The organism is Mucilaginibacter puniceus (assembly GCF_054783175.1).
This window is the reverse complement of record NZ_BAAGRB010000001.1, coordinates 205,528-220,731: the sequence shown is the minus strand read 5'-3', so window position 1 is coordinate 220,731 and position 15,204 is coordinate 205,528. Positions and strand designations below refer to the sequence as shown.

Genomic DNA, 15,204 nt, shown 5'->3' with positions numbered 1-15,204 from the left:
ATTACCTGCGATCTTTTTTTTCAATGACATGCTACAACCCTTTACCACCCCAGGTTGTATCATGATTCAGCTGCGGTAGGAATTTCTTTTCGAATAATACTTTCAATATCTGCTTTAATTGAAAAATAGTTTGCAGTAAGCATATCGTTATCCACCTTTCTAATGGAAGGAGTTGGCTGATAATTATCGGCTTCAGCCTTTAAAGCGTCATGATCATTAATAATAGCATTGTGAAACACTTTTAAGTCAATTTTTTCATCCGGATTATCTGCCACTAAGCCAACAAACTCACCAGATGATAACGTGGATATTTTTGATGCAGGTATCGCAAAATCCAGTTGAGTAGATTTACTTATGGAAGTATCCTGGCTATTGATAGAAACACTTTGTCGTTCTTGCATGATCTTCCCAAAACGCTCGCTTAACTGTTTAGCTGTATCTCCAGTAACCTGTCCTGAAATAATATTACCTACAATATTCATGATCACTTCAGCCTGCTCCCGCCCATAATCTTTTTTTAGTTGACTATAGTCCTGCACGGCTAATGTGGTCGCCACCTTATTACTTCGTGCAGTTGCGATCAGGCTATCAATGTTATTAAAATAAATAGTGGGAAACTCATCAAATATCAGGTTGCTTTTCAACTTGTTTTTTTGATTCACCAGCTTAATAGCCCGTGAAATGTATAGGCTAAGCACAGCGCCATAAACTTGTTGTTTTAACGGATTATTCCCCAGGCAAATGATCTTAGGCTCTTCTGGGTTATTCAGATCAAGTGAAAAATCATTACCCGAAAGCACGTAATACAATGCCGGAGAAACCAATCGTGCCATACTGATCTTTGCACTGGCGATCTGTCCTTCCAATTGGTCATAGGCTTCGTTTCTCCAGGCCGAAATGAAGGGATTGATCAACACCTCTATTTCTGGCTCTTTTTGCAATAGCGCAAAAAGATTTTCGTAGTCCACCTGGGCAAGTTCGATGGCATGAGGTAAAGTGCAATATTTGCCGTTCTCATATTTCTTAAGGAACCAGAATAAGGCTGTTACAAAATTGATCGGGGACTCAACAAAGAAATCGCCCTGTTTTTTGATCCACTCGCGATTAAGTCCCAACATGAAAGTGCGAGAGGATTCCATGGCATCGGTTATATCTTCCATGCGGTCAGGGTCAAGCGGGTTGCACCGATGTTTGATATTGTCAAAATCAATAAACCAAATGCTTGGTTTCTTCTTATAACTTCCCGCATACTTTAATAGCGCGTTATAGGCGATTACAGAAAGGTCGTCAAACTTAAAATCATAAATCAACATGCTAAACCCCTTTTTAATATGCTGCGTGATGATATGCCTTATGACGAAGTAGGATTTACCAGCACCTGGAGTACCAAGAACGAGTGAGCCGCGAAAAGGGTTGATAACATTTATCCAACTATTCCGGATCTTTCCCTTGTAGTTGTATTTAGCAGGCAGATTAATGGAATATTCGTTTTCCAATTTTCGCTCTTCCTGTGGGAATGTTTCATTTTCGGAATTGAAGATGTCAGTGGCCAGTTTAATTTTAATAACCCGGAACAACTTACTTACACCAGAAAGAAATAACAAAAAGCCAAATGATGTTAAGGCAATATATAGGCCGGCGAGAGTTAATAACGCCAAATGAAAATTAAATAGCAGGCCCGTTAAAAAATAGATGACCATTCCGGTTATAGCCCCGATTATATTTTGGCCCCACTTGATATTTTCATCCTTCCTACCTTTTGTACCCATTAGTGAAACGATCAGGAAAACTAATGCGGCAGTTTTTGCAATCCAAACAGTTCTAAAAATTGAAAGCTTGTATATATTGATCAAAATGTGATCCGTCACCCTATGCGTTAAATGCAATTCACGAAATGCTGCATAGCAACTGAAATAAAAATGAAGCAGCAATATTAATATGGCCAAAAACCTGGTAAAGTCGGTAATCTTTCTTAGCGCTTGTTCGTTTTCTCCCGTTTGCATAATAGTTGGTTTATATTTTTAATTTTCTTCGTTTTTTCTTCTTTTGCCGATCAAACAAAGATTGATTAGTGGCTTGTTCGGTGGAATCTAAAAGACCGCCAATAATATCCAAATTTGACCCTACGGTTTCCGTTGATTTTAGGCCCTCTGACATGGGCAGATATTCTTTGGGCGATTTATCAGCGGCAACATTTGGTGATTGTATTTGATGCCCGTATCGGCTTTCAATTGCAGCTGCGCTATACATTTTGCCCAAATTACTCCCGTTAAAAACTACCCTGTTCTTATCGTCGATAAAGGTTAGTCCATATACCCTGCCGTCTGCATTTTGACGGATCAATAAGTCTATCCCGTGATTTTGTAATTCGGATTTTAACTCTTGATGAGACCTGACTTTTGATATTGCGCCATCCAAAATCTTAATAATAGAGACTTTCGACGGCTTCCGTAAATAGGCGTTAAGCTTAAACCGTTCCTCTAATAATTTAAGGGTAGGTTTTTTATAAAGAGAGGAGGCTTTTTGTGGTACACCTGTTTTATTTCCCTGGCCATCCAGCGCCCAATATCTCAAGCCTCCATGTTCAAACATTACTGTTTCCTTTGGCCCCCGGTCTGAGATCACGTTATATTGTGATAACACGGCGTTGAATTCCGGCAAGCTGGTGAATTTGTAGTTTTGTGTGACGTAGTGTACAATATTACTAATAGCTCTTTTTGTGTCAGTTGCGCCATAGACCAATGGTTTAATCTGTTGTTGCGCTTTTGATGTAGTTATTTGCTGCTCAGCCCTTACCAAATCAAACTCCGATTCGATGGCTTTTCTTGCGGGTTCCGATTTTAATTTACCAATATTGTGAAGGCTTATTCTGGAACCATCGGCCTCAATATTCGTCGTTAATATATGAACGTGATTGTGGCCTGCATCGAAATGCTGGTACACCAAAAATGGTTGATCGCCAAAACCTATTTTAGTCATATAGCCATCCGCTATCTGGCAGAGTTTATCGATTGGCAGGTTTTCCGTAAGATCAAAGTTCAGTGATAGATGAACCGTATTAGTTTTCGTCCTGGTGTTCCTCGAAGCCAAATCAGTTAACCGGAAAAGCTTTTCATCAAAAGAAAGACGGCCCGGTTCTTTAGGATATAATTGAGCCATGATCAATTTGGCTTTACCCTTTTTGACCTTTCGTTCATTGTAGTTCAATGCGCCAATCAGGCTTTTTCCGCTTTCAATTTTTGCGACCATATCTGGGAGTAATTAGCTATCCTTTCTTTGATCTCATTTATCTTTGGATTAATGTTCGCATTAATTACTTGCAACAAAACTTCCCAAAGTCGATCGTCGGGATTTCCGTGAGCACTATTAATATTTTTTACAGCCTGGTTAAGGTTGTTCCCAACCGCATTAAGTTCCCTGCGCAAAAGCATTAATTCTTCAAGAACTTCGTCCATGGATTTGTCACGAGTAAGAATAGTCACCGGCTTGCCTAATAAAAGCGTCCGGGCATATTCACTAAGGCAGTGGAAAGTGGTTTTTTTGTATCGCTTATCCAGTAGTTCCTGCTCCGTTGGTTTTAACCTGATCTTGATCCATTTGGACCTGTTTTCTTCTGTCGCTGCCATGATTATAGTAATCGTATCAAACCGACTTTGGAGTGTTTGATAACAATTTCCCAGACGACTTTGGAGGAAGGGCAAGATTCGTTTGTGGTACAAACGTACATCTTGCTAACTGCAAAAAGACAGCAGTTTAAATCCTCACCGAGTCATAAGGAACTTGTGAAATCAATTACCAGGAATAGTCGATTAAGCATTGTGTTCAACTGATGTTTTTACATTATGTTCGAGGAATGATTGCAAGGCCAGAATGTTAATTTCCTTTAAAGAAAGATCATGATCAAGGCCATAACCTTTCATCTTCTTAAGAAGACTTTTAGGTATCCAAACATTAAGCTGGGCTTCTGTCTCTTTAGCCTCTTCGACACTCTTTACCGGATGTACCTCCTGAATGGGTGTTTTAGGAGGGTCTTTTTTTAGCTTATCCGCAAGCCCTCCTAATTTCTTCTTATAATCTTCCATTGCACCTGATCTTTTGAATTATGTAATACTATAATTATGTATTTACATAAAGCTGTAAATCCTCATTTATGCGCTTATGTATTCTACCACCTCCTCCGCAAGCGAAGTAAACTCCTCCTTTGCTTTTTGATCGGTTCCTGAAAGTACCCCAGCAGTAATGGCACTACGGGTTATACTTACGCGATCATGAACCATCGTTTTTAACAACGGTGTTCCCATATTCTGTAAAAGCTCGGAAACATCCTTTGTAACTCCGGAACGATGCTTAATCATGTTGAGCGCAATGCCTGCTTTTAAAGTGGGCTTTTTAGCTTGCGCAAACCGAATTAAGGCTAAAGTTGATCTTATAGCCATAACATCAAAAAAGCCTGCCTTAGTCGGCACCAATACAAAATCCGATAACAAGAAAAAATCAGTTAGCCGGTTAGATAGATACGGCGGAGTATCGATGATGATCAGGTCGTAATCCATTTCCTTAATATCACTAACTTTTTCTGCTGTTAAGATGGTAAGGTCCGGAAAATCTTCCCTGGCATGATATAGGCTTCCCTGTAAATCCGAATCTACTAATGCTACCCTTAATTGATCCTGGAAACAAAGAGCCAGGTTCAATGCAATTGTGCTTTTTCCCACGCCTCCTTTTTGATGCGCGATGGTGATGATCTTTGCCATATTACATAATTCTAAAAGTTTGTAAATACATAAGTCTTCAATTCTGTAATTGTAGAAATACATAGCAAAAGTGAGATTATGACTACCTTTAATTATCCGAGTTTATCCGACTCGGATAACAAATTATTACATCAATGGAAACACAAAACGAGAAAGGGGACAAAGGTGAAGCTTATGTAATGAGGCTTGCATATGATACTTATCTTAAGTATTGGTGCTATCCAAATCCGGAAGATGAAAAAGGGGACAAAAAAGAGATATGTGACCTTCTGATACTTTTCAGAAATACAGCGATCATTATTTCAGTTAAAAATCACCACTACGATGGAGACTATGACAGGTATAAAAAAAAGGTCATCGAAAAATCGACCAACCAATTAAATGGAGCTTACAGAAAGCTTTTCAAAAACGTAAAAGATGTTTTTATTAAACACCCAGACAGAGAAATAGAAAAATTTGACCCGTTACTGTACGAGAACATTTTCAGAATTACTATTAATGTCGGTGAGCAATTTGAACAGTACAATCTGTCCGATCATGTTGAAGGAAAAGGATTCATCAATATTTTGGACAAAGAGACCTTTGAGGCAATCATTGAGGAATTAGATACTGTTAATGATTTAACCGATTATCTAATTAAAAGGGAGAAGTTATTGGCATCAGGTTTTACCTTAAACGATGCATGTCGGGAAAAAGACTTACTGGCGTTGTTTGTTACGAATGCCCGAGAGTTTCCAGAAAACGTTAAAGAGACAGACGGGGCGAAAATATTCACATGTAAAGGAGCATGGGGGAGATACATATCAAGCGATGCTTACAAGTATAAAAAGACGAAGGATGGTTCAAGCTATTTCATTGACCAAATGGTTGCAAAAGAAGTGCTTAAGTTAAAAGACGGCGAGAGTTTGGCCAGGGTGCTGATGAATACAACCCGTTTCGAACGACGGCAATTGGCTAATAACATCTTTTCTCTTTTAGAAAAATATCAATTCACTTCAGGGGGAATTTTTGTGCGGAGATATCATGTTCACGATGAGATTGGCCATCTGGTGATTTATTATAGTCCCGATATTGTAGAAAAAGAAATTGATGAAATAGTGAAACTTGCGGCAGAGATTTATTCCTATAAATACGGAGAAAAGGAAGTTGTTGTTATTGCGGTGACGGATAAGTTGAGACAATACAAATTCGGTCTATTTAAAAAACTGAATGGGCCGGTGGCTCCGCAAGCCATTGAGAGGCTGAACAATCTGATCGAGAAATTCGGATGGTTCAAAAATGAACAGCGAATTGAACAAAAAGACTCCGAATTTCCTAACTAACGTCGTTCCCGATTATTCAAAGAATGATAGTTGTGATAACCGAACTTACCAACTTTAAAATCTACAATTATGTAAATACAAATATATGGAAGCCTGTAATTACATAATTATGTACTTATGTTATTACAGGTTTTATTGTACCTCGATTACCCGAAAAATGACATCAAGTCTGTTACAGATTCGGGGGACGGGTTAGCTTTAATGGCAGAAGCAATATCAGCGAGATTAAGTGTGGTTTCTATAACTTCCCATTTCTCGTTTGGAACCCACGTGATTTCTGACCAAAGTGGTCTTCCTGCCCCATAGACCTTAATATCCTTGTCTTTAAAAATTTCTACCCGAATAGTTTCACCATTCGAAATACGATATACCTCAAAGGCATCGATTACATTTGTATCATGATGGCCAATGACTGCAAGTATTTGCTTAGCGTCATCGCCAGTTGCTTTTTTATACAGGTTATAAATCATAAAATAAAGGTAAATTTTATGACCGGAAGTTCGGGTCAAATTCATATATTTGATTTAACAAAAGTTCTTTAAATCAACTCAAAACACCTCAAAGTTAACTCGTGACCTTCACGGTGACTAATATGTTTTCAAGTTTATAAATGCTTGTAATATAACGCATTATCGAAATGGTCACGGTCCCGTCCATTCCGCAAAAAGCTTCACAGTAATGTGAGGCTTTTTTGCTTTATGTCATTGACGCGTACTATACACAGCCGGATGATTAAGCCATATAATATACCCCCGATAATTAAATGTTAAAATACAGTCAGATTTTGATAAAAAAGTATCGGCACTGACGTATATATTTACTTTATCCTAAACACCAATTAGCAAAAACCGGGAACGCTCCGACATCAAAATCTTGGATCATAAAAAGCATGATATTTTGCCGCTTTGGCATCGAATTTGTTTTGACGATGACGTTAAAGCTTTCGAGTCGTTTTATTACTTATTATTTGACGCGCTTGTAAAGTTTAGTATGATGTATATTCATCAGAAAGAGGAGGCCGAAGAGATAGTAACCGATGTATTTGTAAAAAGCTGGATGAACCGCAGCAACATGCAACATATACAACGTCCTGATACTTACTTTTTTGTGGCTGTAAAAAACCAATCGCTAAACTACCTTAAAAAATATTCCTCCATCCGTGTTGTACCTGTTGAAGATTCAAACGAAGTAAATTTTGTTGATACCGCCAATCCACACATGCAACTTGAAAAAAAAGAATTGCATTTTTATCTTGACAAATCTATTGAAGCTCTCCCTCAGCAATGCCGCATCATTTTTAGGCTGATAAAAGAAGACGGCTTGAAATATAAGGAAGTGGCAGAGATATTAAATATATCACCACGTACCGTGCAAACCCAATTGGCCCGGGCAATGCAAAAGCTTAGCGTTGCTTTATCAGGCTATTCAGGTTTCCCTTCGCGCTCAGTCGTTAATAATGAGGCTATATTGAATATTTTGATACTGCTTACTTTTTTTGCAAAATCTTTTCTATTGCTGTAGGCAATTATTCTTTTTTTATTGTCCTTGCTATAAACCTACAGTATTCATATTTTTTAATATATGGCACAACAGCGCTTTGTTGAGTTGCTTACAAAAGAACTAACAGAAGGATTAACTTCGGCTGAAAAGCAGGAGCTTGACTTATTATTAAAGCAAAATCCTATTTATAAGCAGCAAAGCATAACTATAAAAGAATATTGGAGCAGCAACAAAACCACATATAAAGCAAGTTCGGCGAATTTTAAAAAAGTGATGGACAAAATTGGAATTGCCGAACAGTCGCCTGATATGCAACGCAAAGACAAAGAGCCTATAAGATTATGGCCGATATTAAAGTATTTGGCTGCGATTATGGTTTTAGGTACAACATTATATTTATGGTACTTATATGCCGGTCCAGGTAAAGAAGCTTCGCTTGCATCAAACTGGCAAAATAAAACCACAGCACCTAAGGTAAAAGAACGATTAGTTTTATCAGATGGCACAATTGTTACGCTTAACTCGGGCACTTCATTCAAATATCCGCTTTCCTTTAGGGGTAAAACCAGAGAAGTCTATTTAAATGGCGAAGCTTTTTTTGAAGTACATAAAGACCGAGAACATCCATTTATTATTCATACCAACAAAATGAATGTGCGCGTGCTTGGCACCGCTTTTAACATTAAATCGTATGATAACGAATCGCGTAGCGAAACCTCACTTATTCATGGCTCAATAGAGGTAACCCTTAATGACCGCCTATCAGATCGTATCGTACTTAAGCCACGCGAAAAATTAATTGTTCAAAACATTTTACCAGCACAACAACAAATCAATATACCAACCGACAAACAGATCTTGACCCCTACCATTAAAGGGCCCCAATATTCTGTTACCAATTTAACCTACAATCCCCGTATTGACAGTGCAGCTATAGAAACCTTATGGCTAAAAAACAAATTGGTGTTTAATAACGAAGATTTCGAAACTATTGCGGCCGACATGGAACGCTGGTATGGAATACAGATCGTTTTTCGGCACGAAGAGTTAAAAAAGCTAAGGTTTACAGCACCATTTGAAACGGAGACCCCTGCAGAAGCATTTAAAACTTTGCAGTTTACAGAGGATTTTGATTTCAAACAGAAAGGTTCAGTTTTTTACATTTCAAACAAAACGCCTATGATAAAAGAATGACATAAAAAAACGGGACAACCTATTGGTTAAATCCCGCTCAAATAAGATGACCATATTAATGTAACAGCAGGTGTTGTTGGCACGGCTACCTGATGTTATTCACCTTAAACTTTAAAGTTATGAAAAAATTCATGCACTTATATAGTGTATCAGATAAATATTACCTTTTTAAGCGTCTGTTAATTATGAAACTGACCCTGTTTTTTTTACTGATTTTTAACATATGTGCTTTTGCAGATGTTTATTCACAAACTAAAATATCACTTAATTTCAAGGACGCTGATCTAAAGCAGGTACTTAAAACCATCGAGCGTAAAAGCAGTTACCGTTTTGCATATAGCGAAAGAAAAATGCCAACGGAAAAGGTATCAATTATAGTTAATAATGAGAATGTTACAGATGTGTTAGACAAAATATTAGGTGACTTAAACTTAATATATAAAGATCAGGGCAACAACCTGTTAGCTATTTCAACGCCAGATAAAATGGCCGAGTACCTTGCAGAGCAGCAAGCCGCTGTTAAAGTAACAGGTATAGTTACAGACATTTCTACCGGCGAAACTCTAATTGGTGCTACTATTAGAGTAAAAGGCACCGCTATTGCAACCACTGTTGACGTTGGCGGTAAGTTTTCAATAGAGGTACCTAATAACAATTCAATTTTAGTAGTAAACTATGTAGGCTATACAGAATTGGAAGTGCCTGTAGAAGGTAAAACAGTACTTGATATTAAACTATCAAAAGTAACAACCGACTTAGATGAAGTTGTTGTTACCGGTTTTGGTTTAACTACTAAAAGAGCAACAGTTTCCGGATCAATAGCAACCGTCAGTGCAGAAGAATTGGCTCACTCACGTGCCGTGTCCTCTTCAGGAGCATTGGTAGGCCGGGTAGCGGGTTTGACCTTTAGGCAAAATACCGGCAGGCCGGGTTTTTCGCCAGATCTTCAGATACGTAACTTTGGCCAGGCATTATTAGTTATTGATGGTGTAGTTCGCCAGGATCCGCCAAGTAACACCAACTCTGCTTTCAACAACCTTGATTTTAATGATATAGAATCTATATCTATCTTGAAAGATGCCTCGGCCGCTATTTACGGCCTTTTGGCAGTTAATGGTGTAATAGTTATAACCACCAAAAAAGGTAAACGGGGTCAAAAGCCTACAATTAGCTATAATGGCTATTATGGCTCTCAAGAAGTTAAAACGTTTAATAAGCCTGCCGATATTAAAACCTATATAAAAGGTATAGTACAATCGGAAACTTATAGAAATGTTGCCGATGCTAACAGAACTATATCAAGGGCTGAGTATGAAAAGTATATGAATCCAACCGATAAGCAGCATGAAGGCTTTGATTGGTATAAATATATATATATCCCCGCAGGTCAAAATTATAATAACGTTAGCATCAGCGGTGGATCTGAAAACATGGACTATTATGTAAGTGGTGGTGCCCTTGCGCAGCATTCAATGTTCCGTAACTTTGGCAGTGGATTTAGCCGTAACAACGGCCAGATTAATGTTAATGCTACTCTTAGTAAGCGCCTTAAAGTAGGTATATCCATAAACGGAAGAAGAGATAATACTAATAGTGCACCTTCAATGTCTGATGATTATGACTATTTGGTTGATGCCGCATTCAGTAACTTGCCAACGTTTAGGCCGTATGCTAATGATAACCCTTTGTACCCCGCACAATCATCACCTATTGATCAGCAACGTAGCTATAGCCTGGTAAATTATGGGGTTATGGGCTCGGAAAATACTACCAGAAATTCTTTTCAGACAAATGCTGATGTTGAGTTATCTTTACTACCTGGCTTAAAGGCGCGTGCAAAAGTTGGCTACTCGTACGTAAACTCTACAGACCACCGTCAACGCAAATCACCTACTTTTTACACTTATGATGCGGCAAACGATAGTTACAATATAGTTCAACCTGTAAGCCAATCGCGTATTGTGCGTGAAATTGTTCAAAGCACTCAAAATACATCAACTAACTTCCAGTTAGAGTACAAAAAGTCTCTTGGTAAGCATAATTTCCAAGCTAATGTCGGTGTAGAGAGCACTACATTTTTTAATCCAAGTATAGATGCGCAGGGTCAACCTGCAGCTAACGGAATAGGCTATATACCAAATGCAGCTACTGTAAATACATTTACAGATGAGATAAGCATTAAGGTGACCAGGCAGGGCTATTTAGGAAGATTTAATTATGACTATGATGGAAAATATATCGTTGAACTTTCAGGCCGTTACGATGGTACACCTAATTATACACCTGAAAGAAGGTGGGGATTCTTCCCTGCGGCATCAGTAGGTTATCGTATATCGCAGGAAGATTGGTGGAAAAAAAGCTCGATCTTAGGCAAGATCAATGAGTTAAAGATCAGGGCATCATATGGTATATTAGGTGATGAATTAGGAGCAGCTAACGCTGCCTATGCATCAGGTTATAATTATAGCCAGGGTAACGGCGTATATGATGGTGCTATAGTGGTTACCACACAGGCAAGGGGTCTTCCTGCATCTTATCAAACCTGGGGCCGTGCTCAATCATTAAATATGGGTATTGATGTTACCTTATTAAATAATAGATTGAGTGGTACTGTTGATGTGTTTCAGCGTACCCGTACGGGCCTGTTAGCATCAAGAAACGTACTGGTACCTAACCTAATGGGTATTACCATTGGTAATGAGAACTTAAACTCGGATGTTAACCGTGGTATAGACGGTTCAATTAACTGGAGAGACAAAATAGGCGAGGTAAACTACTTTGTTGGCGGTAACTTTGCCATATCAAGATTGATCACTGGATTCCGTTACAACCCACGGTTCAGCAGCGAATGGGACAAATTCCGTAATCCTAATAACGTAACAGGCCGCTGGCAAGGCGGAACAAATCATTATACAAGTATAGGTCAGTTTCAAAGCTGGGAGCAGATCGCTAATTATCCTATAGACCAGGATGGTGCCGGTAATAAAAACCTCCGCCCGGGCGATTATATATACAAGGATATTAATGGTGATGGGGTTATTAATGGCAATGATCAGACCATTGTTACCTACAGGGTAAATGCCGGTAACCCACAATTAAGCTTTGGCTTTAACATTGGCGGTAGTTATAAAGGATTTGACATACGGGCCGATTTTGCAGGCGGTAGTTTGTTTACCTATGAGCAGTCGGGCTATATGCGTACCTGGGGTAATAACCTAAATACATCGCAATACCTGGCTGATAATTCTACCTGGTATAAAGACATTTTTGACAAAAACAGTGGTTTTAATATTGGTAAGTTCCCGCTGCTTATACAAGGAAATACGGAAACAAACGCAACTCAAGCAAGTACCGCCTGGGATACCAACGTAACTTATGCTAAACTACGTAACCTTGAAATAGGATATACTATACCGTATACGGTAATGAAATCGGTAGGTATCTCTAACTTCAGGGTATATGTATCGGGACAAAACTTAACATCAATTTCAAATGTAAAAGGAGGTATCGATCCTGAAACTACAACGTCAGGCGGTACTGCATATCCTAACCCGAGGATATTAACAGCGGGCCTTCAAGTTAAATTTTAAAAATCAACAAGATGAGAAACAAATTATATTGTCTTTTTGCACTCTTTGTAGTAAACTCCTTGTTTATGGGGTGCAAAAAGGACCTTACAGCAATCCCAAATAGTTTATTATCGGCAGAAATCATCTATACAGATAGAGCCCTGGTAATATCAACGTTACAACAATTTTACAACCAGACAAACTTTGGGCAGCATAATGGTATAAACAACGTTAGTACAGATATTGGTACCCAATACGATAACGTTAACGATGAGGCGCTTGCCATGGATGGTGGGGCTTCTACCGGTGGTACTATCAGTTTTAGCCGTGACAAAAACAAAACGTCGGATTACGCTTTATTACGTAGGATGAACCAGTTTTTAGCAGGCATACGCTCGCCGGAAGCAATTAAAGCACTTACAGCACAAGAACGCTATAATTTTGAAGCACAGTGTTTGTTTTTACGTGCTTGGCTTTGGTTTTGGCAAACCAAGACAGTAGGCGGTTTGACCATTATAGGGGACGAGATATATTCCTACGAGGCGGGACAGGACCTGACCCCGAACCGATTACCACGCAATACCGAAGCTGAGTGTTATGATTATGTAATTGCGCAATGCGATCTTGCAATTGCAAAGTTTGCAAGTGCAACCGCAGCTGGCGGTGCTAGTTTTGGTAATAACGCCACAACCAACGCAGGTATTGCCAATAGATGGGCAGCTTTAATGCTTAAAGCGCGTGCTGCCATAACCGCGGCTTCATTAGCAAAGTATAATAACCTAATTACACCAACTTATACAACACCACTTGGAGAAGTAGGCATACCTGCCAGTAAAGCTGCCGGTTATTATGAGATAGCCTATGCTGCCGCAAAAGAGGTAATTAATGGTAAGCCGGCAAATTCGTCTGGTCCGGCAATTGCATCTCCGTATGTATTGCAGGTAAATGCAGCAAACCCTGAACTTGCTTTTTACAACGCGACCAGCGTAAAAACCGGTAATACCGAAGTAATATGGGCATTGGATAGAAAAGCTCCTGATGTAGTTACACAATTTACTACCAATACGATGCCTTATAGCCACAGGGACCAACAAACCGGTAACAGGTTAGGGGTGTTATTAAACCTTGTTGAAGCTTTTGAGAACAGGACCGGAACAAATCCAAACGCTCCTATTCCAACTAAAGTTGGTAGCAATTATGTTTTTTATGACGATGTAGAAGCACCGTTTAAAGCAAAAGATGCACGCTTATGGGGAACCGTAATTTGGCCTAACGCTTTGTATCGCGGCACCCCTGTACCATTGCAGGCAGGCCAGGTTGTTAAAACCGGATCAGCATATACGCTTCTTTCTTCAAATACTCCGGGAGCAACCAATGCAAACGGATTAATTACCTCTTTAAATGGACCGATCAGTAGCAGCGCCAGCAATCTAAATAAAACAGGATTTCTACCGCGTAAATTTGTGGACGAAAGCGCTGGTGCAGGCTTACAGCCACGCTATAGCGAGATGTGGCAGCCTCGTTTTCGTATAGCTGAAGCTTATTTAATAGCTGCAGAAGCTGCTTTTGAAACTAATGGACTTAATACAGGGTCCGATGCACTAAGCCTGATCAACACGATAAGAACGCAACGTGGTAAAATACAAGCGCTTAGTACTTTAACATTTGCAAATATCGTAAATGAGTACCGCGTTGAATTTGCATTTGAGGATCACCGCTTTTGGGATTTAAAGAGATGGAGATTAGCACATACCGTATGGGACAACAGTTCGAACGCTCAGCCTCAATCATTATATCCCTACAAGGTGTCTATCCCCGGCGATATTAATAATGGCAAATGGGTGTTTGATCGTGTAAACACATACAAACGTCCAACCCAGCCGTTTTATTTCGCGATAACTGACTATATCGGTACAATAGACGCGTCATGGCGAACCAATAACCCGAATTGGACATTAAACCCATATCAAAATTGATCGTATAAAATTTTTTATATTATGAAAAAGAATAATAAAATAGCGTTCCTAATAATGATGCTTGGCTTAACAAGTTTTCTTGTTGGATCTTGCAAAAAAGACAATGGGGAATACCCGAAATCGAGAATATCAGGAGCTTTCCTTTACAATGGCCAGCCGGTAGGGTTATTAGGCTCAAATAATGGTGCCGTGCAATTACAGCAAACGGGGGGACCCTCGGGAAATTATACTGTTGGCGTTTTTACCATGTATGCCCAAGCCGATGGTACTTATAGCATGTTAACCTATGACGGTGATTACACAGTAAATGCCACGCAAAATAAAGGCCCATTTGTACAACCCGCCCCCATAAATCTTACGCTAAAGGGCGAAGCTAAAGATGTAAACTTTAATGTTACACCTTATTTTTGGGTTAGTAATTACCAATCGTCGTATGTTGGTGGAATATTTAAAGCTACATTTAAGCTTGAAAAAACAGCACCCAGTACTGTATCGGTTAATCTTGTTAATGTCGCTTTAATGTTTGGTCCAACCAACATTGTGGATGAAACATCTAAAGGGCTTGAAAAACTATTTACTACTACAAGTGGTGTAAATGTTATAAATATTGGTGGTAACTGCTCAGTACAAGTTGACCTAAATACCCTGACTGCTACGGAGAAGGCAGCTATGGAAGGCCGCACAGGACATGTATATGCTAATTTAGCGATCAGAAACTCGATCTCTACTAATGCTTTATACCAAAAACCAGTGATGCTGTATTGATGCGTTGTACCAAAAAATTAGTACTCCTAAAATAACCATATACCTTTATCATTAATTTAATCTCTGTAGGCTTAGGCTTACAGAGATTTTTTGTTTTATAGATTTTGGTTTAACTAAATCCTGT

12 protein-coding genes are annotated in these 15,204 nt (G+C 39.0%); 6 read left to right on the top strand and 6 right to left on the bottom strand.

All coding sequences use genetic code 11. From position 1 onward, the window contains the following. Positions 1 to 59: 59 nt before the first annotated feature. The 5 genes from mobC to ACYVJ6_RS00985 all read right to left on the bottom strand — a co-directional run bounded on the left by mobC (position 60) and on the right by ACYVJ6_RS00985 (position 4,754). Positions 60 to 2,003, bottom strand: a complete 1,944-nt coding sequence (gene mobC / locus ACYVJ6_RS01005) for a conjugal transfer protein MobC (protein ID WP_460692185.1) — start codon at positions 2,001 to 2,003, stop codon at positions 60 to 62. A 10-nt stretch (positions 2,004 to 2,013) separates the two neighbouring features. Then, positions 2,014 to 3,249, bottom strand: coding sequence for a relaxase/mobilization nuclease domain-containing protein (locus ACYVJ6_RS01000; protein ID WP_460692184.1), 1,236 nt, complete (start codon positions 3,247 to 3,249; stop codon positions 2,014 to 2,016). After that, the gene (locus tag ACYVJ6_RS00995) at positions 3,216 to 3,626 is read right to left on the bottom strand and encodes a plasmid mobilization protein (RefSeq protein WP_166584602.1); all 411 of its coding nucleotides are present in this window, start codon (positions 3,624 to 3,626) and stop codon (positions 3,216 to 3,218) included. Before ACYVJ6_RS00995 ends, ACYVJ6_RS01000 begins: the two co-directional genes overlap by 34 nt. A gap of 183 nt (positions 3,627 to 3,809) precedes the next feature. After that, positions 3,810 to 4,082: a hypothetical protein gene (locus ACYVJ6_RS00990; protein ID WP_460692183.1), complete on the bottom strand. Its 273-nt coding sequence runs from the start codon at positions 4,080 to 4,082 to the stop codon at positions 3,810 to 3,812. 66 nt (positions 4,083 to 4,148) lie between these two features. After that, entirely contained in the window at positions 4,149 to 4,754 is a 606-nt protein-coding gene (locus tag ACYVJ6_RS00985; protein WP_460692182.1) for an AAA family ATPase, read from the bottom strand. Between the two features lie 134 nt (positions 4,755 to 4,888). On the opposite strand from ACYVJ6_RS00985, the gene ACYVJ6_RS00980 reads away from it, so the two are divergent. Then, positions 4,889 to 6,076, top strand: a complete 1,188-nt coding sequence (locus ACYVJ6_RS00980) for a hypothetical protein (RefSeq protein ID WP_460692181.1) — start codon at positions 4,889 to 4,891, stop codon at positions 6,074 to 6,076. 146 nt (positions 6,077 to 6,222) lie between these two features. Here the strand turns inward: ACYVJ6_RS00980 and ACYVJ6_RS00975 are convergent, their stop codons facing one another. After that, complete coding sequence (locus ACYVJ6_RS00975) at positions 6,223 to 6,591, bottom strand: hypothetical protein (protein ID WP_460692180.1); 369 nt, start codon at positions 6,589 to 6,591, stop codon at positions 6,223 to 6,225. A 358-nt stretch (positions 6,592 to 6,949) separates the two neighbouring features. Here ACYVJ6_RS00975 and ACYVJ6_RS00970 point away from each other — a divergent pair, with 358 nt between their 5' ends. The 5 genes from ACYVJ6_RS00970 (at position 6,950) to ACYVJ6_RS00950 (ending at position 15,080) form a co-directional block, all read left to right on the top strand. After that, positions 6,950 to 7,597 carry an RNA polymerase sigma-70 factor gene (locus tag ACYVJ6_RS00970; protein WP_460692179.1) on the top strand — a complete coding sequence of 216 codons (648 nt, stop codon included), beginning with the start codon at positions 6,950 to 6,952 and terminating at the stop codon, positions 7,595 to 7,597. Between the two features lie 60 nt (positions 7,598 to 7,657). Next, positions 7,658 to 8,770: a FecR family protein gene (locus ACYVJ6_RS00965; protein ID WP_460692178.1), complete on the top strand. Its 1,113-nt coding sequence runs from the start codon at positions 7,658 to 7,660 to the stop codon at positions 8,768 to 8,770. A gap of 119 nt (positions 8,771 to 8,889) precedes the next feature. Next, the gene (locus ACYVJ6_RS00960; protein WP_460692177.1) at positions 8,890 to 12,360 is read left to right on the top strand and encodes a SusC/RagA family TonB-linked outer membrane protein; all 3,471 of its coding nucleotides are present in this window, start codon (positions 8,890 to 8,892) and stop codon (positions 12,358 to 12,360) included. A gap of 11 nt (positions 12,361 to 12,371) precedes the next feature. After that, positions 12,372 to 14,315 carry a RagB/SusD family nutrient uptake outer membrane protein gene (locus ACYVJ6_RS00955; protein ID WP_460692176.1) on the top strand — a complete coding sequence of 648 codons (1,944 nt, stop codon included), beginning with the start codon at positions 12,372 to 12,374 and terminating at the stop codon, positions 14,313 to 14,315. A 21-nt stretch (positions 14,316 to 14,336) separates the two neighbouring features. Further along, entirely contained in the window at positions 14,337 to 15,080 is a 744-nt protein-coding gene (locus ACYVJ6_RS00950) for a DUF3823 domain-containing protein (RefSeq protein ID WP_460692175.1), read from the top strand. The last annotated feature ends 124 nt before the right edge of the window (positions 15,081 to 15,204 follow it).

Bases quoted from the DNA above. Each gene is read 5' to 3' on its own strand.
- mobC (WP_460692185.1), bottom strand. From the start codon at position 2,003: ATGCAAACGGGAGAAAACGAACAAGCGCTAAGAAAGATTACCGACTTT.
- ACYVJ6_RS01000 (WP_460692184.1), bottom strand. From the start codon at position 3,249: ATGGTCGCAAAAATTGAAAGCGGAAAAAGCCTGATTGGCGCATTGAAC.
- ACYVJ6_RS00995 (WP_166584602.1), bottom strand. From the start codon at position 3,626: ATGGCAGCGACAGAAGAAAACAGGTCCAAATGGATCAAGATCAGGTTA.
- ACYVJ6_RS00990 (WP_460692183.1), bottom strand. From the start codon at position 4,082: ATGGAAGATTATAAGAAGAAATTAGGAGGGCTTGCGGATAAGCTAAAA.
- ACYVJ6_RS00985 (WP_460692182.1), bottom strand. From the start codon at position 4,754: ATGGCAAAGATCATCACCATCGCGCATCAAAAAGGAGGCGTGGGAAAA.
- ACYVJ6_RS00980 (WP_460692181.1), top strand. From the start codon at position 4,889: ATGGAAACACAAAACGAGAAAGGGGACAAAGGTGAAGCTTATGTAATG.
- ACYVJ6_RS00975 (WP_460692180.1), bottom strand. From the start codon at position 6,591: ATGAATTTGACCCGAACTTCCGGTCATAAAATTTACCTTTATTTTATG.
- ACYVJ6_RS00965 (WP_460692178.1), top strand. From the start codon at position 7,658: ATGGCACAACAGCGCTTTGTTGAGTTGCTTACAAAAGAACTAACAGAA.
- ACYVJ6_RS00960 (WP_460692177.1), top strand. From the start codon at position 8,890: ATGAAAAAATTCATGCACTTATATAGTGTATCAGATAAATATTACCTT.
- ACYVJ6_RS00955 (WP_460692176.1), top strand. From the start codon at position 12,372: ATGAGAAACAAATTATATTGTCTTTTTGCACTCTTTGTAGTAAACTCC.
- ACYVJ6_RS00950 (WP_460692175.1), top strand. From the start codon at position 14,337: ATGAAAAAGAATAATAAAATAGCGTTCCTAATAATGATGCTTGGCTTA.